This window comes from Caviibacterium pharyngocola, assembly GCF_002795405.1.
Classification (GTDB): domain Bacteria; phylum Pseudomonadota; class Gammaproteobacteria; order Enterobacterales; family Pasteurellaceae; genus Caviibacterium; species Caviibacterium pharyngocola.
Map to the genome: position 1 here is coordinate 121,537 of NZ_PHGZ01000003.1, position 23,342 is coordinate 144,878.

Sequence of the window (23,342 nt, forward strand, 5' to 3'; positions counted from 1 at the left end):
ATGATTAAAGTCGGTATTATTGGTGCAGGCCGTATCGGTCGTGTACATTCAGAAAGTATCACCAAATATGTAAAAGGTGCAGAAATTAAAGCCATTTCAGATGTGCGTGTTACAGAAGAATTAAAAGAATGGGCAAAAGGTATGGGTATTCCTAATGTCTATGAAGATTACAAACAAATTTTGCAAGATCCTGAAATTGATGCTGTTTTGGTTTGTTCTTCAACCAACACTCACGCACCAATTTCTATTGAAGCGGCTCGTGCCGGTAAACATATTTTCTGTGAAAAACCGATTGATGCGGATGTAGGTCGTATTCAAGAAGTATTAGCGGAAGTGGCAAAAGCCGGCGTGAAATTCCAAGTGGGTTTCAATCGTCGTTTTGATCACAACTTTAAAGCAATTAAAAATGCTGTTGTCAACGGCGATATCGGTGAACCGCACGTTATTCGTGTGACTTCGCGTGACCCAGATGCGCCACCGATTGAATATGTGAAAGTATCAGGCGGAATGTTCTTTGATATGACTATTCACGATTTTGATATGGTGCGCTATTTATCCGGTAGCGAAGTAACTGAAGTTTACGCAGCAGGCGGCGTATTAGTTAACCCTGAAATCGGTAAAGCTGGCGATATTGATACTGCAGTGATTACTTTGAAACTCGCTAACGGTGCAATCGCAGTTATAGACAATAGCCGTAAAGCAGTTTACGGTTACGACCAACGTGCGGAAGTGTTCGGTTCTAAAGGCGCAATCCAAACCGCCAATGATACACCGTCCACAGCAATTTTATCTAACGCAAGCGGCGTGATTGCAGAAAAACCGAAATACTTCTTCTTAGAACGCTATATGCAATCTTTCGCAGATGAAATGGCGTGCTTCGTGGATTCCGTTGTGAATGACAAACCAACACTTGTCAATGGCAACGATGGTTTACAACCGGTATTAATCGCAATCGCAGCGAAAAAATCTTTAGACGAAGGTCGTCCGGTGAAGTTAAGTGAAGTAATTTAATTTTATAACATAATGAAAAGGCGCTGTATGAGCCGCATCTTTAAGAATGACTTGATTTAGTCAATTAAAGCGGTTTACAGCGTCTTTTATATATCAATGTAATAAAAAATAGTTGCTAAAAATGCACTAATTTACCTGCTATCTTCTGAAGAATCTGGCGAATAGAAGAGAATATTAAAAGCGACCTAATACTTAAAAATCAATGTATTAAGTCGCTTTTGTTTTTTGGGAAATTATTTGGTTTTTGTTGAATAATAGCCGCCCATTGAGCTATATACGGCGTTTTCGGTTTGGATGACGTTATATTTTGCGTTCAAAATGGATAGCTGTGAGCTTTTCTCCGTATTTGCCGCGTTGAGCCATTCTCTTAACTCCGAGATACCTGCATCGTAACGATTTTTGTAATATTGCGTAATTTTCGTGTTGTACGCGTGGGTTTGTTGTAAATTGCTTAAACTTTGACGAGCTTGGGTATATGCGAAGTAGTTTTTATCCACGTCGTTTAGTGCGGATGTAATACTTTGTTCAAAGTTTACCAATGCCGTTTCATAAGCTGCTTCGGAGATTTTGACATTCCATTTTACCGTGTTCCAGCTTAAGAATGGCAAGCTGATGCCCAATACGCCTGCGCCGATTGGTGTATTTAACGCATTGCTGACTTTAGTACCGCTGGAAGATAAGCTACCGCCTAAAGTGACTTCAGGGAACCAGCTTTTTTGTACCGCTTTGGCGTTTTTAAAGGCGCTGTTTAAGCGATATTGATAACCTTTAACATCCGGACGATTGGCAATGGTGGAAAGCGGAACGTTAAGATTTACGCCGACATTTTTCACGCTGAGAATATGTGGATAATTGACGTTTAGCACTTCATTCGGTTTTAAATTTAATAAATTACGCAATGTGCTTTCAGCGGTTTTTTTCTGTGTTTGATAAGTTAACAGCGTGTTGCGGGCGGTTAAGACGGCTTGTTGCGCTTGATCCGTGCTGGCGCTGTCGGCAACGCCGTGGTTGAGTTTATTTTGCATAATGCGATTGATTTGTGAGTAATAATCAATCGTTTGGTTGGTGACGGCAATGGCGTCGTTTAAATAAGCCAAATTGTAATAAGTGATAATTACGGAGTTAATTAAAGATACTCTGGCGGCTTCCAAATCTTGTTCCGTTGCGGCGTGCGTCCATTCTGCGGCGGAGGTGGCGTCAGCCAAACGGCGCCATAAATCCACCGTATAACCGACTTCTAATGCGCCTTTATGCGAAATTGTGGAATTGCCGCCGTCTTTAATATTTTTGCTCGCTGAAGATGAAGTTGAACCGCTGAATGCCGGCACTAAATTCGCGCCGACTAAATTCGCTTGATATAACGCGGAGTTGACGGCGATAGCCGCTTTCGCGAGATTTTTATTGTTGGTTAAGGCTTGTTCGACTAGGCGATTTAGCTGTGCATCGCCGTATAATGTCCACCAGTTTTCTTGAATATTATATTGTTTGGTTAATTCTTCATATTGTTGATATTCAAGCTGAGAGGCTTTGTAAGAATCATCAATATTGGCACAACCGACTACGGTGACTGAAGCGGCTAAGGCAAAGGTTATTTTTGAAAGTTTTAACATTGTAATTTCCTTTAAATGTATGAAAGTGCGGTAATTTTTACCGCACTTTTGTGTGTATAAAATTGTATCAAAAAATCTATTCTCTGGCTAATGCCGTAATCGGGTTTAATTTCGCCGCATTTTTTGCCGGCATATAACCGAAAACAATACCGATTAACGTGGAGCAGAGTACGGCGGAGATTATGGAAGCGCTTGAAAACACCATCGTAAAATCCGTCATAAAAAAGTTAAACAACATTCCGAACAGGATCGACAGCGTAATTCCGGTTAACCCGCCGATTAAACAAATCAGCACCGCTTCAATCAAAAATTGTTGCAGAATATTGAATTGTCGCGCGCCGATTGCCATTCTGACGCCGATTTCTTTCGTTCGTTCCGTTACGGAAACAAGCATAATATTCATTACGCCGATACCTCCCACCACAAGAGAAATCAGCGCGATACAGGAAATCAATAAACGCATTGTATTGGTGGTGCTTTCAATGGTTTGTTTAATGGTATCCGTATTCATCACGAAGAAATCTTTTTTGCCGTGGCGAACCAACAATAAATTGGTTAAATCTTTTTCCGCTACGGTGGAATTGACCTCATTGCGCACTTTTACCGTAATCGAATCAATCTTCTGATTGCCGGAAATTTTATTCATCGCCGTGGAATAGGGAATATAAATATTCAGGCTTGAACTGTTCATTCCCATATTATTTGAAGTCGCCGCCACACCGATCACGCGCAACGGTTTTTTATTCAACATCAAAACCTGTCCGATTGGATTTTGATTGTTAAACACTTGTTTTAAGGTATTTTCATCAATCACCGCGACTTGCTCGTTATGTTTAACATCATTGTCGTTAAAAAATTGACCTTGTTTTAAACTTAATCCTTTCACATTGAAATATTGATCGCCCACACCTTTTACCTGCGCGGTGAAACTTTCATTTTGATAAACCAACGTACCGCTTACGCTGCTGTTCGGCGTGGCACTTTCAATATAACTTTGTTTGGCAAGAATATTGGAATCACCGACGGTAAGATTTTGCATTTTGTCCGCTCGTCGATCACCGAATCCCGTACCGTTATAAATATCCATTGTGTTGGTGCCCATCGAATTGATATTGGCAAGGATTTTTTGTTGCGAACCGTTTCCCAGCGCCACCACGCAGACCACGGAAGTAATGCCGATAATAATGCCGAGCATTGTCAACAACGAGCGCAATTTGTGCGCAATAATGGCTTTCACCGACATTTTAAAGGACTCGGCGAATTGATCTTTATAAAACCCGAAACGGCTTTTTTGCGGCGCCGCGGTTTCTTCCTTCTGCGCGATAAGATCGGATTTACGCGTATCTTCGATAATTTTACCGTCTTTGATTTCAATGATCCGATTGGCAAACTCCGCCACTTGTTTATCGTGCGTGACCAAAATAATCGTATGACCTTCGCGGTGTAATTGCTGCAAAATTTCCATTACGGTTTCGCCGCTGCGACTGTCCAAAGCGCCTGTCGGTTCGTCCGCCAGAATAATATCGCCGCCGTTCATTAGCGCTCGCGCAATACTGACGCGTTGTTGTTGGCCGCCGGAAAGTTGATTCGGTTTATTTTGCAAACGATCCGCTAAACCGAGTTTTTCCAGCAAAAGTGCGGCGCGTTCTAAGCGTGTTTTTTGATCGACACCGGCATAAATCGCAGGCAAGGCGACATTTTCGACCGCACTTAATGTAGAAAGCAGATTGTAGCGTTGGAAGATAAAACCGAATTTTTTACGACGCAAATCGGAAAGTTGATCGGCGTTAAGTCGGCTGACTTCCGTTTCTTCGATTTTATAGGAACCGGAGGTCGCCGTATCCAAGCAGCCGATAATATTCATTAAGGTGGATTTGCCCGAACCGGATTGCCCGATAATCGCAATAAAATCGCCTTTTTTGATCTCAAGATTAATATCTTTTAAGACCTGCGTGCGATTTTCGCCTTCGCCGAAATATTTATTAATATTTTTAATTTCAATAATATTCATAAATTTTGACCGCACTTTTAGAACATTCTTGGGCCGCGAGCGGAATTACCGACTTTTTCGCCGTCGGCGACTTGTGAGGAAATCACTTTTTCGCCTTCTTGTACGCCGTCAAGGATTTGCGTGTTGACGTCATCATTTAAACCGATTTTCACTTCGCGTTGTTCGGCTTTATCTTCGGCGGTTAACACGTTAACGAAGGTTTTGTTATTTTGTTTATGCAAGGTCATCGTCGGTACTAATAAGGTGTCTTTGACATCGGCGATGATAATGGTATTTTGCACGCTCATTCCGATGCGCAATTTATTTTCCTTGTTGTCCACCACCACATTGGCGTAATAATACACCGCGTTGGTGTCGGAGACGCTTTCGCTGTATTCGTTATCCGTTAAGGTGCTCATTGCCGGATCGACGGAACTGATCGTGCTTTTATATACCGTATCGGGATCGGATAACGTAGTGAATGTCACCGGCATACCGGCTTTCACTTTAGTAACATCGCCTTCGGAGATTTCCGGTTTAATCAGAATTTTATTTAAATCGGCAACTTGCACGATGGTCGGCGTCGTTTGATTGGCATTCACGGTTTGCCCTTCGGACACCGGAATGGAAATCACCGTGCCGTCAAGCGGCGAGTGAATTTTAGTATATTCCAAATTCGTTTTCGCCGAATCCACTTCAATTTCCGCTTTTTTGATGGATGCTTCGATTTCCTCAATCGCCGCTTCGGCAGAGGCGAAATTATCTTTTGCGTTGTTTAAATCATCAAGGCTGGCGGATTTTTTGTTATATAGCGCCGACATTCTGGAATAAGCGGATTTTGCTACCTCGTACGCCACTTTCTTGGCTTTCAGTTGCGCTTGGTAAGACAATAATTCCGCTTGGGCGATATTGAGATTATTCACCTGCGTTTTGGAATCGATTTCCGCAATTAAATCGCCTTGTTTGATTTCTTGCCCCAAGGTAACGTAAATTTTCTCGATTTTACCGGAAGCCTGCGCGCCCACTTCAACGCGATTATAGGCGCGCACCGTGCCGCCGGTGATCACGGATTTTTGTAAATCGCCGCGTTTTACCGTTTCGGTCAAATAGGTGATTTTGGTGTTATTCGATGAGGCGAGATAGTAATACGCACCGAAACCGATAACGGCGGCTAATGCTAAGACGAAAAGAGACTTTTTAGTCATAAATACTCCGAAAATTTGTTACAAGATGTTATTTATAACAAATTTTAAAATCCGTTTCTTAAGAAAATCTTAAGATAAAAATAAAATGAATGAACGTTCGTTCATTTGAGCGAAAGAATTTTACCATTTCTTTGGGTAAAATCAACCGCACTTTGTATTATGTCGATAAACATTGTAGAATAGACGCAATTTTTTGATTAATAAAGGTTAATAATTGAGGTCAGAATGAGCCATATTGATGTAGCGGAAAATACGGAAAATCGTCCGACGAATTTTATTCGTCAAATCATTGATGAAGATTTGGCGGCGGGTAAACACCAAAACGTTTACACCCGTTTCCCGCCTGAGCCGAACGGCTATTTACATATCGGACACGCAAAATCCATTTGTTTGAATTTCGGCATTGCGCAAGATTATCAAGGTAAATGTAATTTGCGTTTTGATGATACCAATCCGGTAAAAGAAGACGTGGAATATGTGGATTCGATCAAACAAGATGTGGAATGGTTGGGCTTTCATTGGCAAGGCGAACCGCGTTATGCCTCGGATTATTTCGATCAACTTTACGGCTATGCTATTGAATTAATTCAAAAAGGTTTAGCGTATGTGGATGAATTGTCGCCGGAAGAAATGCGCGAATATCGCGGCACCTTAACGGAAGCGGGAAAAAACAGCCCTTATCGTGATCGTAGCGTAGAAGAAAATTTAGCATTATTCGAGAAAATGAAAAACGGCGAATTTGCCGAAGGAAAAGCCAGCCTTCGTGCCAAAATCGATATGGCGTCGCCGTTTATGGTAATGCGCGATCCTGTGTTATATCGGATTAAATTTGCCGATCATCACCAAACCGGTAGTAAATGGTGCATTTATCCGATGTACGATTTCACTCATTGCATTTCCGATGCCATTGAACGTATTACACATTCTTTATGTACCTTGGAGTTCCAAGATAACCGTCGTTTGTATGATTGGGTTTTGGAAAATATTTCCATTGAACGCCCGTTGCCGCATCAATATGAATTTTCCCGTTTAAATTTGGAATATACCTTAACATCGAAACGTAAGTTATTGAAATTAGTGGAAGATAAAATCGTGGACGGCTGGAACGATCCGCGTATGCCGACGATTTCCGGCTTACGTCGTCGCGGTTATACGCCGGCGGCGATTCGTGAATTTTGTCGTCGTATCGGCGTGACTAAGCAAGACAACGTCGTAGAATACAGCGCATTGGAAAGTTGTATTCGCGATGATTTAAATACCAACGCACCGCGCGCAATGGCAGTATTGAATCCGTTAAAAATCGTGATTGAAAACTTCGGCGAGAAAGAAATTTTAACCGCGCCGAATCATCCGAATCGCGAAGAATTGGGTACGCGTCAACTGCCTTTCACCAAAGAAATTTATATCGATCAAGCGGATTTCCGTGAAGAAGCCAATAAACAATATAAACGTTTAGTGCTCGGCAAAGAAGTGCGTTTGCGCAACGCTTATGTGATTAAAGCGGAACGTGTAGAAAAAGACGCGGACGGCAATATCACCACGGTTTATTGTACTTATGATCCGGAAACTTTGGGCAAAAATCCGGCGGACGGACGCAAAGTCAAAGGCGTTATTCAATGGGTTTCCGCCACGGATTATTTAAACGCAGAATTTCGCGTGTACGATAAATTATTCACCGTACCGAATCCGGGCGCGGCGGAAGATTTAAACGACGTATTAAATCCGAATTCTTTAGTGATCAAACACGGCGTGGTGGAACAAAGTTTGGCTTCCGCACAAGCCGAGCAAGCTTATCAATTCGAACGCGAAGGTTATTATTGTGCGGATAGCAAAGACAGCCGCGCGGATCATTTGGTGTTCAACTTAACGGTGAGCTTGAAAGAAGGCTTTTAATCAACAAACATAAATTGTTTTTATCATAAAGTGCGGTGGAATTTTCAAAAAAATCGACCGCACTTTTCGTCTGAAAAATATGAAACTCGAAACAAAATTTTGGGAAACGAAATCCCTGCTGGAAATGAATGACGAGGAATGGGAAGCCTTATGTGACGGTTGCGGAAAATGTTGCTACCGCAAATTTATCGAAGGACGCGGAAAGCAACAAAAACTGTATTTCACCCGTATCGCCTGTAATTTATTGGATGTGGAAAGCGGAAAGTGCGGTAATTATCGCGATCGTTTTAAGCTGGAAACGGATTGTACGAAATTAACCTCAAAAAATTTGCCGGATTTTAGCTGGCTGCCGACAACCTGCGCCTATCGTTTGTTGTATGAAAATAAACCGCTTTTCGACTGGCATCCGTTAATTTCCGGCACACCGGATTCGGTCAAAAATGCCGATATTCCGATCAAAAACGGTATTCACGAACGCGATGTAATCGATTGGTTTGAATTTATTATTGATGAGGAAATGCCCTTGAAAGGCAAATAAAATATCTTGCCCTAAAATGTATGTAGATATAATATATCTACATATGGCAAAAGGAGAACTTATGCAATTACAAATTAAAAAGTGGGGTAATAGTGCGGCAGTACGCTTACCTCAAGCTGTTTTAGCGCAATTACATTTAAGTGAGAATGATCATTTTGATCTTGAAGTGCAACCCGACGGATTAATGCTCCGTCCGGTGAAAAGTAAAAAACGCTATTCCATTCAAACCTTAATGGCTGAAATGGGCGATGATTTACCGAGAGTAGAAGGTTGGGACGAAATGAAATCGGTAGGCAAAGAAGGCTAATGAGATGAATGTACCGAATAGAGGAGATATTATCCATTTACAGTTCGATCCGGCGAGCGGTCAAGAAATGCAAGGCGAACATTATGCGCTTGTGGTGAGTAATTATCATTTCAATCGTTCGGGATTGGCGTTCGTTTGTCCGATCTCTCAAGGAAATGCGCAGTATGCGCGTTCTCTCGGAACCTTAGTGACATTGATGGGATGCGGAACGCATACTCAAGGTGCAATCCATTGTCATCAACTTAAATCCTTGGATTGGAAGATCCGTCAAGCCAAACGCAAGGAATCCGTACCGGATTTTATTTTGGATGATGTGCAAGCCAGATTGGATGCGATTTTATCTGAAGAATAAAAAGATCAAAGTGCGGTCGAATTTATAACTTTTTTAGTTGAATTAGGTAAGCGATATAATATATTGCTCAATACCGATTAAATAAAAAAACTGTCCCGTCATTTCGACGGGATTTTTTTAGAAAAATTATCGCATTATTATTTAATTATCTATAAATCAAAGGGGGTACGTTATTTCTATATAAGTAACCCTGTCACGTTTTATTTCGTAAATATAAAAACCTGTCGAATCAAAAAGTAAAGCTTTTTTTATCGTCTCGAAAGCCGGATAAATCGCCGATAAAGCCCTTATAATGAAAATAATTATTCTTGACGGAGATCACTAAATCAACCTAAAAACATTGTGTTTACGTCGGTGTTATATATAATGAATTTAACTTCTATTTTTGTACCTGTTTTAGAGTTGTTGGAAGAACAAAATGAGTATTAAGGAACACCAAATGCAATCTGCGGAAACGCTTGGTATTGCGACGTCATATTACGATATCGACGGACATTTAATTTATGCCAATCCGGAGAGCTTGGATTATTTCACTGAATTGTTACAGCCGCCCAATAATGCCGGAAAATCCGAATTATTTGATGATGTCATTGTTGTAAAAGAAAACGAACCGATAATTTATTATGTAGCGAATTTAAACTTACCTGATTGGTCGTCTTTACATTGTGTCGTTCTTGATGAAAACGAGCGCACATTATCCGAATCAACTTTCTCTTTTTCTCCGTCTTTATCGCTTTCTCCTTTGCCTTACGGCTATTATGCTTTGCAATTTACCCTTAACGAACGCCTATATCGCATCCGCATTTTGGTTGCGCCGCATACGGCTTATCAACCGTCGTTATTTAATCAGAAAAAATCTTGGGGATTAAACGTTCAATTATATAGTTTGCGTTCAAGTCGAAACTGGGGAATCGGCGATTTTGACGATTTGCGTTATTTAATCGAGAAAAGTGCGCAATTCGGTTATGACTTCGTCGGAATTAACCCGTTGCATTTATTGTATTCTTCCGTGCCGGAATGGGCGAGTCCGTATAGTTCTTCTTCTCGTCGTTGGTTGAATTATTTGTATGTGGCGATTGATAGCTTGCCGGAATTCAAATTGTGCAAAAGCGTGCAAAATTGGTTTAACCGCGAAGAAATTCAAGCGCAACTTTGTGCCTTGCGTGCGCGCGATGAAGTGGATTATGCGGCGGTAAATCGTTTAAAAATGACCGCACTTGAACAATTATTCGCTTATTTCTTGCGCAGTAAATCGGCAAAAATTATTGCTCGGCGTAATGCTTTTGCGGCTTTTGTGAAGCAACAAGGCGATGCGTTACGTTATCAAGGTTTATTTGAAGTGTTGGATAACGAAGAACACGATCAAATGCCGGAAGATGAAAATCGAATCGGTTGGTTGGGCTGGCGGGAAAAATGGCAACACTTAACGGCGAACACGCGTAAAACTTTATTGAAAGAACATAAAGAAAAAATCGAATTTTATGCGTGGTTGCAGTGGCTTGCTTATACGCAATTAGCGGAATTACAAAATCTGTGTGCCGAAGTGGGAATGAAACTCGGTATATATGGCGATTTGGCGGTGAGCAGTTCGCGCGGTAGTGCGGACGTATGGTCTGATCAAGAATTATATTGCGTCAACGCTTCTGTCGGTGCGCCGCCGGATCCATTGGGGCCGGTCGGTCAGAATTGGAACATTCCGCCTTACAATCCAAGCGTATTAAAAGCGCGCGGATTCCAGCCGTTTGTCGATTTATTACGCGCGAATATGCAAAATTTCGGTGTGTTACGCATCGATCATATTATGGGATTATTCCGTTTATGGCTGATTCCGGAAGGCAAAAATGCAAGCGATGGGCTTTATGTTCATTATCCGTTCGATGCGTTAATGGCGGTTTTAGCGATTGAAAGTCAACGCAATCAATGTTTAGTCGTTGGCGAGGATTTAGGTATTGTGCCGAACGAAGTGCGGTCGAAATTAAACGAATTATCCATATTATCTTATTTCGTGTTGTATTTTGAACGCAAGCAGGATCATTATCCGGCGGGCGGTGATTTTCCATTGAATGCTTTTGCTACGGTCGGCACGCACGATGTGCCGTCGTTGCAAAGTTTCTGGCATTGCCGCGATTTGCAATTATTCGGTGATTTGGGCGTGTTACAAGGCGATGTTTTAAAACAAAAATATGATCAGCGCGTAATCGATAAACAAGCCTTATTAAATACCTTACATCGCGATCAATATTTATCTTCCGATTATTGGGGCGATGCCTTGACGATGGCAATGCACGATAATTTGAATCTTATGATTCATCGTTATTTGGCGGAAAGCCGCACGAATTTAATCGGTGTTCAATTAGAAAATTTATTGAATCAAGAAGTTTCTTTTAATTTACCCGGAACATCTTCCGAGTATCCGAATTGGCGCAAGAAATTAGCGCGTAATTTGGAAGATATATTTAATGACGAATATATCACCTCATTTTTAACAGAAATCGGCCAAGCACGAGCTAAATAGGCAAAGAGGGGTTACGCTATGACTAAATTGGTTTCACAAGATGTTATTAACGCATTTTTCGATGGGCGCCATTCCGATCCGTTTTCCGTATTAGGGATGCACGAAACGGATAACGGTATTGAAATCCGAACGCTTTATCCCGATGCCTGTCAGGTTTTTGTGTATAACGATCAGCAAGAACAAGTTTGCGAATTGGAACGCATTGACGAACGTGGCTTTTTTGCCGCCGTAGTGCCGAATACGCGTAGCTTTTTTGCCTATCGTTTACAAGTTTGCTGGGGCAAAGATTCGCAAATTTTAGAAGATCCGTACCGTTTTCATCCGATGATTAGCGATTTGGATAACTGGTTGTTAGCGGAAGGGTCGCATTTACGTCCTTATGAAATATTAGGTGCGCATTTTATGGAATGTGACGGCGTACCCGGTGTGAATTTCCGTTTGTGGGCGCCGAATGCCAAACGTGTTTCCGTGGTCGGCGATTTCAACTATTGGGATGGTCGTCGTCATCCGATGCGTTTTCATCCTGCGTGTGGCGTATGGGAGCTGTTTTTACCGAAAGTTGCACTAGGACAACTCTATAAATTCGAATTGATTGATTGCTATGATCAACTTCGCTTAAAAGCCGACCCTTATGCCTTCAGTTCTCAATTACGTCCGGATACCGCGTCACAAATCAGCGCGCTACCGGATGTAGTGGAAATGAGTGAAAAACGTCGCAAAGCCAATCAACAGGATCAACCGATTTCGATTTATGAAGTGCATTTGGGATCGTGGCGTCGAAATTTGGAAAACAATTTCTGGTTAAATTACGATGAAATTGCCGATGAATTGATTCCTTATGTGAAGGAAATGGGCTTTACGCATATCGAATTTTTACCGCTTTCGGAGTTTCCGTTTGACGGCTCTTGGGGTTATCAACCGATCGGATTATATTCACCGACCAGTCGTTTCGGCTCGCCGGAAGCTTTCCGTCGTTTAGTGGATAAAGCGCACGATGCCGGTTTAAATGTGATTTTAGACTGGGTACCGGGACATTTCCCAAGCGATACGCACGGTTTAGCCGCATTTGACGGCACGGCATTGTATGAACACGCCGATCCGCGCGAAGGTTATCACCAAGATTGGAATACCTTGATTTATAACTACGGACGCAATGAAGTGAGAAACTTCTTGTCTGCGAACGCATTATATTGGTTGGAACGTTTCGGTTTGGACGGTATTCGCGTCGATGCGGTCGCTTCGATGATTTATCGTGATTATAGCCGCGCCGAAGGTCAATGGATTCCGAACCAATACGGTGGACGTGAAAATTTAGAAGCCATCGATTTCTTGAAACAAACCAATCGTATTATTAATCAAGAAATGCCGGGGGCGATTTCCGTTGCGGAAGAATCTACGTCTTTCGAAGGGATTACGCGTCCGTTGCAATATAACGGTTTAGGCTTCAACTTCAAATGGAATATGGGTTGGATGAACGATACTTTATCTTATATGCAAAAAGATCCGGTTTATCGTCAATATCATCACAATCAAATGACATTCGGTATGGTTTATCAATACAGCGAAAATTTCGTCTTACCGCTTTCGCACGACGAAGTGGTGCACGGTAAATCTTCTTTGTTAGATAAAATGCCGGGCGACACTTGGCAAAAATTTGCCAACTTGCGTGCTTATTACGGTTATATGTGGGGCTATCCGGGCAAAAAACTGTTATTTATGGGTAACGAATTTGCTCAAGGTCGCGAATGGAATTATGAAGAAAGTTTGGATTGGTTCCTATTGGACGAACAACACGGCGGTGGCTGGCATAAAGGCGTACAACAATTCGTGAAAGATTTGAACCGCACTTATCAAGACAACGCCTCGTTGTATGAGTTGGATAATGATCCGCAAGGCTTTGATTGGTTAGTGGTGGACGATTATCAAAATTCCGTTTTCGCCTTCGAAAGACAAAGCCGCAAAGGCGAGCGTATCGTCGTGGTGAGTAACTTTACGCCGGTGCCGCGTTATGATTACCGAATCGGGGTCAATGTAGCGGGCGAATATGAGGAAATTCTAAATTCGGATTCCTCATTCTATCAAGGTTCGAATGTAGGTAACGGTGGTTCGGTGCAAAGCGAACCGATTGCCAGCCACGGTAGAAAACAATCAATTAATTTAGTGATTCCGCCTTTGGCAACGATATATTTGAAATTAAAGGCTTAATTTTGTGAAATCGATCCCGTTTTGAACGGCAGGATCGATAAATCACCATATAACGATAAAACGACGAATAAATTAACAATGACAAGAATAGCTGTAGGAACACCTTACCCGCCGGGATGTTCGCAACAATTTTATAACGGGCGTAAGGGATTTAATTTTACGATTTTTTCATCGCAAGCGTTAGCGGTCGAATTATGTATTTTTGACGGTGTGCAAGACGAGATCGAAATTCGCTTGCCGATGCACCGAACCGCGGATACTTGGCATATTTGGTTGGCTGATGCTTATTACGGAATGAAATACGGTTTTCGTATTTATAATCATAACGGTAGCGCACTGAGCAACCCGAACAAGCTTATGCTTGACCCTTATGCTAAATCGGTTCAAGGCAAGCCGGATTTAAGCAGTGAGGAAAAACGCGCGTGGTTTTTATTAACCGATGATCGGGATAATGCCCATTTGGCGCCGAAAGCCGTCGTAACCGACGAACATTTTAATTGGGAAAACGATAAACCTTTAGAAACGCCGTGGGCTGAAACGATTATTTACGAAGTGCACGTTAAAGGATTTACTCAACTAAGAGAGGATTTACCCGAACAAATTCGCGGAACTTACGCCGGCTTAGCGCATCCGATAATGATTGCGTATTTAAAAGAATTAGGCGTTACCGCCGTGGAATTATTGCCGGTAAATTATCATTTAGACGAACCGCACTTACAGGAAAAAGGACTGCATAATTATTGGGGCTACAGCCCGTTGGCAATGTTTGCGGTGGAACCGAAATATTGGTCGAAACGCCAAGACACCACACCGTTGACGGAATTTAAATCAATGGTGAAAGCCTTACATCAGGCGGGAATCGAAGTGATTTTAGACGTGGTGTTTAATCATACGGTGGAATCGGAAAAAGAGTTTCCGACATTCAGCCAGCGCGGTATTGATGATAAAACCTATTATTGGCAGAACGACACGGGTGAATATTTAAATTGGACGGGTTGCGGCAACACGATGAACTTATCCAATGAAATTAGTCGCCGTTGGGTAATCGATTGCTTGCGCTATTGGGTGGAAGAATGTCATATCGACGGATTCCGTTTTGATTTGGCGACGGTATTAGGGCGCGAGAAAAACGGATTCAGCCAAGAAGCTTTATTATTTCAAGAAATGGCGCAAATTCCGAGCTTACAGCGTTGTAAATTAATTGCCGAACCTTGGGATATCGGCGATTTCGGCTATCAAGTGGGGAATTTCCCAAGTTATTTTGCCGAATGGAATGACCGTTTCCGTGACGATATGTGCCGTTTTTGGTTATGGAAAAGCGGGGAAGTCGGCGCATTTGCCGAGCGCTTGGCAGGGTCCGGCGATGTGTATAAATCGGCGGAACGATTGCCGCATAATTCGGTGAATTTTATTACCGCACACGACGGATTCACCTTGCGCGATTTGGTGAGTTATAACTATAAACATAATTTTGCCAACGGCGAGGATAATCGCGACGGTCGTAATGAAAACTACAGTTATAACCACGGGTTCGAAGGCTCTGAAAATGCATCGCCGACCGTTGAATTCGAGCGCTTTCTCACTTGCTGCGGTTTGCTGACAAGTTTATTGCTATCTAACGGTACGCCGATGTTATTGGCGGGCGACGAATTCGGTAATACGCAATACGGTAATAATAACGCCTATTGTCAGGATAACGCGGTAACTTGGTTAAAATGGAACGAATTTAATAAAGATTTATTTTTTGTCGTTAAACAGATGATCGCCTTAAGAAAACGGATGCAAATTTTGCAACGGGACGTTTGGTGGAAAGATGACGACGTGCAATGGCTGAATTCAAACGGCGATTTAATGTCGGTTGAAGATTGGCATAATCGGGATACGAAAGCACTACAAGTCTTTTTGGATAAGACGTGGTTATTAGTCATTAATGCAAAAGCAGGATTACAAGAGTTTCAATTACCGCAAGGGGACTGGAAAATTGTATATAGCGCGGCAACGGCAATGGTGCGGGAAAATCGGCTTTATGTCGATGATTTGGCATTTTGCATTCTGCGCGGAAATGAGGAATCGATATTTATCGATAGCGTTGTGAGTTAACTGAATGAGAGGCAATACTATGAACAGTAGCATTTCTAAATTACCTAATAAATATGATCTTGTTAAAGAAACCTTAGTTCTTATTCTCGCCGGAGGTCGAGGCTCACGACTTTACGAATTGACCGATAAACGGGCGAAACCGGCGCTTTATTTCGGGGGTAATCGTCGAATTATCGACTTTGCGTTGTCGAATTGTATTAACTCCGGTTTGAACCGTATCGGCGTGGTAACTCAATATGCGGCGCATTCCTTGCTCCGTCATTTACAAACCGGTTGGTCGTTCTTACCGCAAGAACGCGGCGAATTTATCGATATGTTGCCGGCGCGTCAACAAATCGACGATGCGACTTGGTATCGCGGAACGGCGGATGCGGTGTATCAAAATATGGCGATTATTCGCGATCACTATTGCCCGAAATATATCCTCATTTTAGCGGGCGACCACATTTATAAGCAAGATTATAGCCAAATGTTGTTGGATCACGTTTCCAGCGGTGCAAAATGTACCGTCGGCTGTATTGAAGTGGAACGTGAAAAAGCGTCCGAATTCGGCGTAATGGCGGTGAATGAAAATCTGAAAGTGAAATCCTTCGTGGAAAAACCGAAAGATCCGCCGGCAATGGTCGGCAAGCCGAACACCTCCCTTGCTTCAATGGGTATCTATGTGTTTGACGCGCAATATTTGTATGACGTGTTGGAACGTGAAGTGTTAACGCCTTACACCTCGCACGATTTCGGTAAAGATATTTTACCTAAAGCGTTGGAAGAAGGCGTATTATTTGCCCATCCGTTCAGTCGTTCTTGTATGGGACGCAACACGGAAGGCGAAATCTACTGGCGCGATGTGGGAACCTTAGATAGCTTCTGGCAATCCAATATCGACCTAGTTTCCGAAAATCCGCAATTAGATATTTATGATAAAAATTGGCCGATTCGCGGTAATCCGGTTCAAACCTATCCGTCCAAATTCTTCTATAAAAACACCAATATCAAACCGGTGGATAATTCATTGATTTCCGGCGGTTGCGTTATTACGGACGCGTCGATCAGCTATTCCGTATTATTCGATCAAGTCAAGGTCAGCGAAGGTTCCGTGATCGATCATTGCGTGGTCTTGCCGCAAGTGACCGTCGGTAAAAACTGTACCTTAAAACGTTGTATTATCGATCGCCACGTCGTGATTCCGGACGGAATGGAAATCGGTGTGAATTTGGAATTGGACAGCCAACGTTTCCGTGTAAGTAGCGGCGGCATTGTTTTGGTCACATCAAGTATGTTGAAAAAGCTCAACGGTGAAGAAGTCGCCTCCGAAGAGTATTTGGATTAATAATATTAAGCGGAAAGTGCGGTGATTTTTTGCCGCATTTTCCCTTATTTTTAGACGATAAAGGAAAAAAGACGAAATGAGAGTATTGCACATTTGTTCCGAATTATATCCATTATTAAAAACCGGCGGATTGGCGGACGTAATGGGCGCATTGCCGTTCGCACAAAAAGAAATCGGAATCGACGCGCGGATTTTATTGCCCGCATATCCGGCGATTGCGGCGGGTATCGGCGAAACGGCGGTTGTGACGGAATTCGATAATTTTGCCGGACACGTTGTGTTACGCTACGGCGAATATAAAGGCGTCGGCGTTTATTTAATCGACGCACCGCACTTATATGCGCGCGAAGGCAATCCGTATCACGATCAATGGTATAATGACTACGCGGACAACTACAAACGCTTTGCTTTGTTGGGATGGGTCGGTGCGGAGCTCGCAACGGGATTGGATTCTTGGTGGCGCGCAGAAACGGTTCACGCGCACGATTGGCACGCCGGTTTAACCAGCGCTTATTTGTTTAACAAAGGTCGTCCGGCAAAATCCGTTTTTACCATTCATAATTTGGCGTATCAAGGACAGTTTTCCTATCATCACCTGTTTGAAATCGGGCTACCGGAAGGAATGTTCCACGTTAACGGGCTAGAATTACACGGTCAAATTTCTTACCTAAAAGCCGGATTATATTATTCCGACGCCGTAACCGCCGTCAGCCCGACTTATGCAAAAGAAATCACCACGCCGGAATTTGCCTACGGATTGCAAGGATTGCTTAGCACATTGCAAAATGAAGGGAAATTATTCGGCATTTTAAACGGCGTGGATGATCAAATTTGGCATCCGAATAATGACACCTATATCGACGATCATTACAAATTGAAAGCGATGACCGGAAAACGCAAAAATAAAGAGAAATTGCAAGAATATTTCAATTTACCGCAAAATCCGGATGCTTTGTTGTTCGTAATGGTAACGCGCCTAACCGAACAAAAAGGCGTGGATTTGCTTATTGACAGCGTAGAACAAATCGTCGAGCAGGGCGGGCAGTTGGCAATTCTCGGCTCAGGCGCACCGCACTTGGAAGGCGCGTTAAAAACCTTGGCACTGCGTTATCCTGAAAATATCGGTATTAAAATCGGCTATGACGAAGCCTTGTCGCATTTAATTATCGCCGGCGGCGATGTCATTTTAGTGCCTAGCCGTTTCGAGCCTTGCGGTTTGACTCAGTTATACGGATTGAAATACGGTACGTTACCGTTGGTTCGCGCCACCGGCGGATTGGCGGATACCGTTGTTAACAGCACATCGGAAAACATTAAAGCGCGTATTGCGACCGGTTTCGTTTTCAACGATGCAACCCGTGAAGCATTATGCGGCGCGATTCATAATGCGTTTGCTTTATGGCAAAAACAACGTTTATGGTTTAGCGTCAGAACCGTTGCAATGGAACAAGATTTCAGTTGGCAAATTTCCGCTGCGCGTTATCGTGATTTATATCATCACATTTGGGCTGAATAACTTGTTTTAGGTATTTTTGGAGAAAGGAGCTGAAACAAATCAGCTTTTTTCTCCATTTATTTATATAATAGTCAATTATTCACAATTAAGTGTTGTATTTTTACTCCGAATGGATAAAAATACGCCGATTTAATCATAACTAGGAGCAAAACACATTATGGTAATCGATAACATTGATTTTCCATTTACTTATAACCAACCGGAGCATACGACGGAATCGCTCAAAAAAGCGATTGTATATAAGTTAATTTTTTTAATCGGACGTTCACCTCAGGAAGCAAGTCAACGCGATTGGTTAAACGCAACCTTATACGCGGTTAAAGATTTAGTCACGGAAGGCTGGATTTCAACGGCATCTCAATCGAGAGGCGAAGAAACCCGTCGCGTGTATTACTTATCAATGGAATTCTTAATGGGTCGCACGCTTTCCAACGCATTAATTGCCGAAGGCGTGTACGGTTTAGCCAAAGACGCGTTATCCGAATTAAACGTCGATTTGGAAGAGATTTTAGAAAAAGAAGTGGATCCGGGCTTAGGAAACGGCGGTTTAGGTCGTTTAGCCGCGTGTTTTATGGATTCTATCGCAACTTTAGGTATTCCGGGAATGGGCTACGGTATTCGTTATGAATACGGTATGTTCCAACAACATATTGAAGACGGACATCAAGTGGAAAAACCGGATGCGTGGTTGGAAAAAGGTGCGCCTTGGGAATTTATGCGCCCGTCCAAACGTTTCAATATTCGTTTCGGCGGACATATTTATTTTGAAGGAAAAAAATGCGTGTGGGAAAATGCGGAAGAAATCACCGCACTTGCCTATGACCAAATGATCCCGGGTTATGCGAATAATTCAGCTGCAACATTACGTTTGTGGAGTGCACACGCCGGCGATCGTTTCAATCTTGCCGATTTTAATAAAGGCGATTACTTCCGCGCGATCGAAAACCGTTCTTCATCCGAAAACGTATCTCGCGTACTTTATCCGGACGATTCCACTTGGGCGGGACGCGAATTACGTTTACGTCAAGAATATTTCTTAGTTTCCGCGTCGTTACAAGATATTATCAAACGTCATAAACGCACGCACGGTACGGTGGCAAACCTTGCGGATAAAGTGGCGATTCACTTGAACGATACCCATCCTGCGCTTGCGATTCCGGAATTAATGTTTATCTTGGTGGATCAAGAAGGCTACGCGTGGCAAACCGCTTGGGATATGTGTCGTCGCATTTTCTCTTACACTTGTCACACCCTAATGTCCGAAGCCTTGGAAACTTGGCCGGTGGAAATGATGGCGAAAATTTTACCGCGTCATTTACAAATTATCTTTGAAATCAACGATTATTTCTTAGAATACGTCCGCACTTATGTCACCACCGATGCAGAATTTATCCGCCGCGTGTCGTTAATCGAAGAAGGCGATTTCCGCAAAGTGCGTATGGGTTGGTTATCCGTCGTCGGTTCGCACAAAATCAACGGTGTTGCCGCCATTCATTCCGATTTAATGGTGACATCGACATTCGCCGATTTCGCACGCATTTATCCGGAACGCTTTACTAACGTCACGAACGGTATCACACCGCGTCGCTGGATTGCTGTGGCGAACCCTGATTTATCCGCCTTATTCGATAAATATATCGGTGCAGAATGGCGTCGTGATTTAAGTCGTTTAACCGAATTAAAAGCGCATATTCAAGATCCGGAATTAAAACAAGCGATTCCGCAAATCAAACGTGCGAATAAAGTACGTTTAGCGGAGTATGTGAAAAAAGAATCAGGCATCGAGCTTGATCCGAACGCATTATTCGACGTACAAGTGAAACGTATTCACGAATATAAACGTCAAATTTTGAATGTGTTACACATCATTACGCGTTATAACGAAATGATCGAACATCCGGAAAAAGATTGGACACCACGCGTGTTTATTCTTGCCGGTAAAGCGGCGTCTGCATATTACGCGGCGAAACAAACCATTAACCTAATTAACGACGTAGCGAACGTAATTAATAATGACGAACGTTTGAAAGGCCGTTTAAAAGTGGTCTTTATCCCGAACTATAGCGTTAGCCTTGCACAAATTATTATTCCGGCAGCGGATATTTCCGAACAAATTTCCTTAGCGGGAACGGAAGCCTCAGGTACAAGTAATATGAAATTCGCCTTAAACGGCGCATTGACACTGGGTACTTTGGACGGTGCGAACGTTGAAATTTTAGATAACGTCGGCAAAGACAATATCTTTATTTTCGGTAACACCGTGGAACAAGTCGAAGCGTTACGTCGTAACGGTTACAAACCGTTTGATATTTACCAATCGGATGAACAGTTGCGCACCGTGGTTGACCAAATCACCGCAGGGCGTTTCTCACCGAAAGATCCGAATCGTTATCAAGACTTATTAAATTCGTTAAGATACCACGATTATTACCAAGCTTTCGCGGATTATCGCAGCTATGTGGAAGCACAAAAAGCAGTGGATGAGAAATACAAAGATCAATCTGCTTGGGTTGATAGCGCATTGCAAAATATCGTGAATATGAGCTTCTTCTCATCGGATCGAACCATTGCCGAATACGCGGATAAAATCTGGAAAATCGAACCGTTAAAATTAGATTATAATCCTAATTTAATCGGATAAATTAAAAGGTATCTTCGGATACCTTTTTTGTTGACTGCTAAAACGGAAAATGCAAGTCAAATAGGTATTTAGGCATAAAAAAGTGCGGTCAAAATTTCTGAGATTTTTTGACCGCACTTTTTATCGTATAAAATTAATTTTTCTGCATTTTGCTGCGTTTCCATTTCCAAAGTAAAAATAACGCCACCGCAGCAATTAAAATATAAATAACGATTTGACCTTTTTGAATTTGCGCGTGTAACCAATCCAAATTACTTGCGCCGAAATGCCCTAAATAAACCCAAACCGGCACGGAAATAATCGCCGCACAAAAATCCAATAACACGAAACGGGTGAAACTGACGCGACGGGTAATGCCGGAAACCATATAAATCGGCGCGCGTAAACCGGGTAAGAAACGGGCGATAAATAGCACGCGATTGCCATATTTATCGAATTTCTCCCGCACCATTTTCAGGCGTTTCAATGTCAGGATTTTACGGATCGGGCGAAAACGCAAAATTTTTACACCGTAAATTCTGCCTAACCAATACATTATGCTATCGCCGAGCAACACACCGATCATACTGACAACCAGCATAATATGCGGATTTGCATAACCCAAACCGGAAATCACACCGCCGGAAACCAAGGTAATATCTTCCGGAATCGGTACGCCGAAGCCACAAATAATCAGAATAAAGAGAACGGCAAAGTAGCCGTAATCCGTAAAGAAATTAATTAAAAATTCCATCCTAAAATCCAATAATTCGTTCAAATAGTTATTTCGTTTGCGTTGGTATTGTAGCCTGTTTCGCCTTGCAATAGCTATAAAAAATTACATAAATCTCAGATTAAATTAACATTTATTTTTCGCTTTAAGCCACTTGAAACAACGCGATCGTTAACAAAAATCGTGTGATTTAATTTGATTTAATCGTGCAAATTTATTATAATCCGCGGTCTCAAAGTTAGTCTTTGGGATAATTTATGGGAAATCGCTGGGTCGCCTGCGGTTTTTTACATTTACTTTTATACAAGAGAATATAAAAATGGCATTTAAATTTAACGCTGAAGTTCGTTCTTCGCAAGGTAAGGGTGCGAGCCGCCGCCTGCGTCATAACGGTCAAATTCCTGCTATCGTTTACGGTGGTAACGAAGCGCCTGCTTCTATCATCTTAAACCACGATGAATTAAACAACGCACAAGCGCACGATGCATTCTATTCCGACGTTATCACATTAGTGATCGACGGCAAAGAAGTTGCGGTGAAAGTTCAAGCTATGCAACGTCACCCGTTCAAACCGAAATTGGTTCACATTGACTTCAAACGTATCTAATCCAGTATTTACGCTGATTTAACGCGTTTTTTATTCTGAAATTCAGTCTGCTTTTTACGATTTTCTAGTCATAAAAATCAGTGGGTTAAAAATAGGTTTCAGAGCGTGTTTATAGACAAGAAAGCTCCCTTACTCCTTAGTAAAGGAGTTTTTTTGTGACTAAATAACTTATCAGTGGGTTTTGATTTAAATTATTTTGCGACTAACAATTTTGAGCGTTACCAGTTCATTTCATCGGATTAATTGCGATTGTGTAGTGTATGGCTAGACAATATAATCAAGGTATAGATAGTGACAAATATAGGAATGGAATATGCGTGATTTTATCCAATTTGGGACAAAATTATTTTTTATGATGCTTATTGCATTGGGAACGCTATTTTTGTTATTTGCGGTTGATTTTGTCTATATCATCGTATTTTTCAGCACATTTTTGCTTATTTTCGTCGTTTGCTTAGTAAGAATAGTTATTCAATCCAACAAGCATTACGATGAGTTAGAAAAGGCGGAGCAAGAGAAGGCCCGTGTAAAATACGTCATTATTAATTGAAAACAAAATTATCAAGAGAGACTCGCATTATTGCGGGCTTTTTTACTGGAGGAATTTATGCCCGGTTCACTTGGTAGGTTAAATATTCAATTAACCTTAGAGCAAGTGAAATTTCAGCAAGCGTTAGAACAATTAGGACAGCAAATACAACGTTTCTCGCATCAGTTTCAAGTGAATTTTGATAGTGCACGATAAAAAACAAGGCAATTTTCAGAACGTATAACACAATATCTAAACAATATTGAGAAAGCGATAAGTGCGAC

General features: G+C 42.1%; 18 protein-coding genes. 14 read left to right on the forward strand and 4 right to left on the reverse strand.

Translation table 11 applies throughout. The features are described from left to right. A complete protein-coding gene (gene iolG / locus CVP04_RS01005) occupies window positions 1-1,011 on the forward strand; it encodes an inositol 2-dehydrogenase (RefSeq protein ID WP_100295657.1) in 1,011 nt (336 codons plus the stop codon). 233 nt (window positions 1,012-1,244) lie between these two features. Here iolG and tdeA read toward each other — a convergent pair whose 3' ends face one another. The 3 genes from tdeA to CVP04_RS01020 all read right to left on the reverse strand — a co-directional run bounded on the left by tdeA (window position 1,245) and on the right by CVP04_RS01020 (window position 5,816). Then, on the reverse strand, window positions 1,245-2,621 hold the full coding sequence (gene tdeA, locus CVP04_RS01010) for a toxin/drug exporter TdeA (RefSeq protein WP_100295658.1): 1,377 nt from the start codon (window positions 2,619-2,621) through the stop codon (window positions 1,245-1,247). A gap of 76 nt (window positions 2,622-2,697) precedes the next feature. Beyond that, window positions 2,698-4,632 (reverse strand): MacB family efflux pump subunit, encoded by a 1,935-nt coding sequence (locus tag CVP04_RS01015; protein ID WP_100295659.1) that lies wholly within the window; start codon window positions 4,630-4,632, stop codon window positions 2,698-2,700. A 17-nt stretch (window positions 4,633-4,649) separates the two neighbouring features. Further along, entirely contained in the window at window positions 4,650-5,816 is a 1,167-nt protein-coding gene (locus tag CVP04_RS01020) for an efflux RND transporter periplasmic adaptor subunit (RefSeq protein ID WP_100295660.1), read from the reverse strand. Window positions 5,817-6,041: 225 nt separating this feature from the next. On the opposite strand from CVP04_RS01020, the gene glnS reads away from it, so the two are divergent. From glnS to CVP04_RS01070, 10 genes are all read left to right on the forward strand, one after another. Continuing rightward, window positions 6,042-7,709 carry a glutamine--tRNA ligase gene (gene glnS / locus CVP04_RS01025; protein WP_100295661.1) on the forward strand — a complete coding sequence of 556 codons (1,668 nt, stop codon included), beginning with the start codon at window positions 6,042-6,044 and terminating at the stop codon, window positions 7,707-7,709. Between the two features lie 79 nt (window positions 7,710-7,788). Further along, on the forward strand, window positions 7,789-8,247 hold the full coding sequence (locus CVP04_RS01030) for a YcgN family cysteine cluster protein (RefSeq protein WP_100295662.1): 459 nt from the start codon (window positions 7,789-7,791) through the stop codon (window positions 8,245-8,247). 61 nt (window positions 8,248-8,308) lie between these two features. Continuing rightward, the gene (locus tag CVP04_RS01035; protein WP_165772752.1) at window positions 8,309-8,554 is read left to right on the forward strand and encodes an AbrB/MazE/SpoVT family DNA-binding domain-containing protein; all 246 of its coding nucleotides are present in this window, start codon (window positions 8,309-8,311) and stop codon (window positions 8,552-8,554) included. 4 nt (window positions 8,555-8,558) lie between these two features. Continuing rightward, window positions 8,559-8,906 carry a type II toxin-antitoxin system PemK/MazF family toxin gene (locus CVP04_RS01040; RefSeq protein WP_100295664.1) on the forward strand — a complete coding sequence of 116 codons (348 nt, stop codon included), beginning with the start codon at window positions 8,559-8,561 and terminating at the stop codon, window positions 8,904-8,906. 418 nt (window positions 8,907-9,324) lie between these two features. Then, window positions 9,325-11,421 carry a 4-alpha-glucanotransferase gene (malQ, locus tag CVP04_RS01045; protein WP_100295665.1) on the forward strand — a complete coding sequence of 699 codons (2,097 nt, stop codon included), beginning with the start codon at window positions 9,325-9,327 and terminating at the stop codon, window positions 11,419-11,421. Between the two features lie 18 nt (window positions 11,422-11,439). Beyond that, a complete protein-coding gene (gene glgB / locus CVP04_RS01050) occupies window positions 11,440-13,626 on the forward strand; it encodes a 1,4-alpha-glucan branching protein GlgB (RefSeq protein WP_100295666.1) in 2,187 nt (728 codons plus the stop codon). A gap of 78 nt (window positions 13,627-13,704) precedes the next feature. Beyond that, window positions 13,705-15,726, forward strand: a complete 2,022-nt coding sequence (gene glgX / locus CVP04_RS01055; protein WP_100295667.1) for a glycogen debranching protein GlgX — start codon at window positions 13,705-13,707, stop codon at window positions 15,724-15,726. A gap of 19 nt (window positions 15,727-15,745) precedes the next feature. Beyond that, entirely contained in the window at window positions 15,746-17,053 is a 1,308-nt protein-coding gene (gene glgC, locus CVP04_RS01060) for a glucose-1-phosphate adenylyltransferase (RefSeq protein WP_100295668.1), read from the forward strand. A gap of 76 nt (window positions 17,054-17,129) precedes the next feature. Further along, window positions 17,130-18,569: a glycogen synthase GlgA gene (glgA, locus tag CVP04_RS01065; RefSeq protein ID WP_100295669.1), complete on the forward strand. Its 1,440-nt coding sequence runs from the start codon at window positions 17,130-17,132 to the stop codon at window positions 18,567-18,569. Window positions 18,570-18,726: 157 nt separating this feature from the next. Then, entirely contained in the window at window positions 18,727-21,210 is a 2,484-nt protein-coding gene (locus tag CVP04_RS01070; RefSeq protein WP_100295670.1) for a glycogen/starch/alpha-glucan phosphorylase, read from the forward strand. A 133-nt stretch (window positions 21,211-21,343) separates the two neighbouring features. On the opposite strand, the gene CVP04_RS01075 is transcribed toward CVP04_RS01070, so the two are convergent. Continuing rightward, window positions 21,344-21,943: a DedA family protein gene (locus CVP04_RS01075; protein ID WP_100295671.1), complete on the reverse strand. Its 600-nt coding sequence runs from the start codon at window positions 21,941-21,943 to the stop codon at window positions 21,344-21,346. Between the two features lie 298 nt (window positions 21,944-22,241). Here CVP04_RS01075 and rplY point away from each other — a divergent pair, with 298 nt between their 5' ends. The 3 genes from rplY (at window position 22,242) to CVP04_RS12185 (ending at window position 23,274) form a co-directional block, all read left to right on the forward strand. Further along, entirely contained in the window at window positions 22,242-22,529 is a 288-nt protein-coding gene (gene rplY / locus CVP04_RS01080; protein ID WP_100295672.1) for a 50S ribosomal protein L25, read from the forward strand. A gap of 313 nt (window positions 22,530-22,842) precedes the next feature. Next, window positions 22,843-23,079: a hypothetical protein gene (locus CVP04_RS01085; RefSeq protein WP_207761601.1), complete on the forward strand. Its 237-nt coding sequence runs from the start codon at window positions 22,843-22,845 to the stop codon at window positions 23,077-23,079. A 57-nt stretch (window positions 23,080-23,136) separates the two neighbouring features. Beyond that, complete coding sequence (locus CVP04_RS12185) at window positions 23,137-23,274, forward strand: hypothetical protein (protein ID WP_165772753.1); 138 nt, start codon at window positions 23,137-23,139, stop codon at window positions 23,272-23,274. Window positions 23,275-23,342 lie beyond the last annotated feature (68 nt).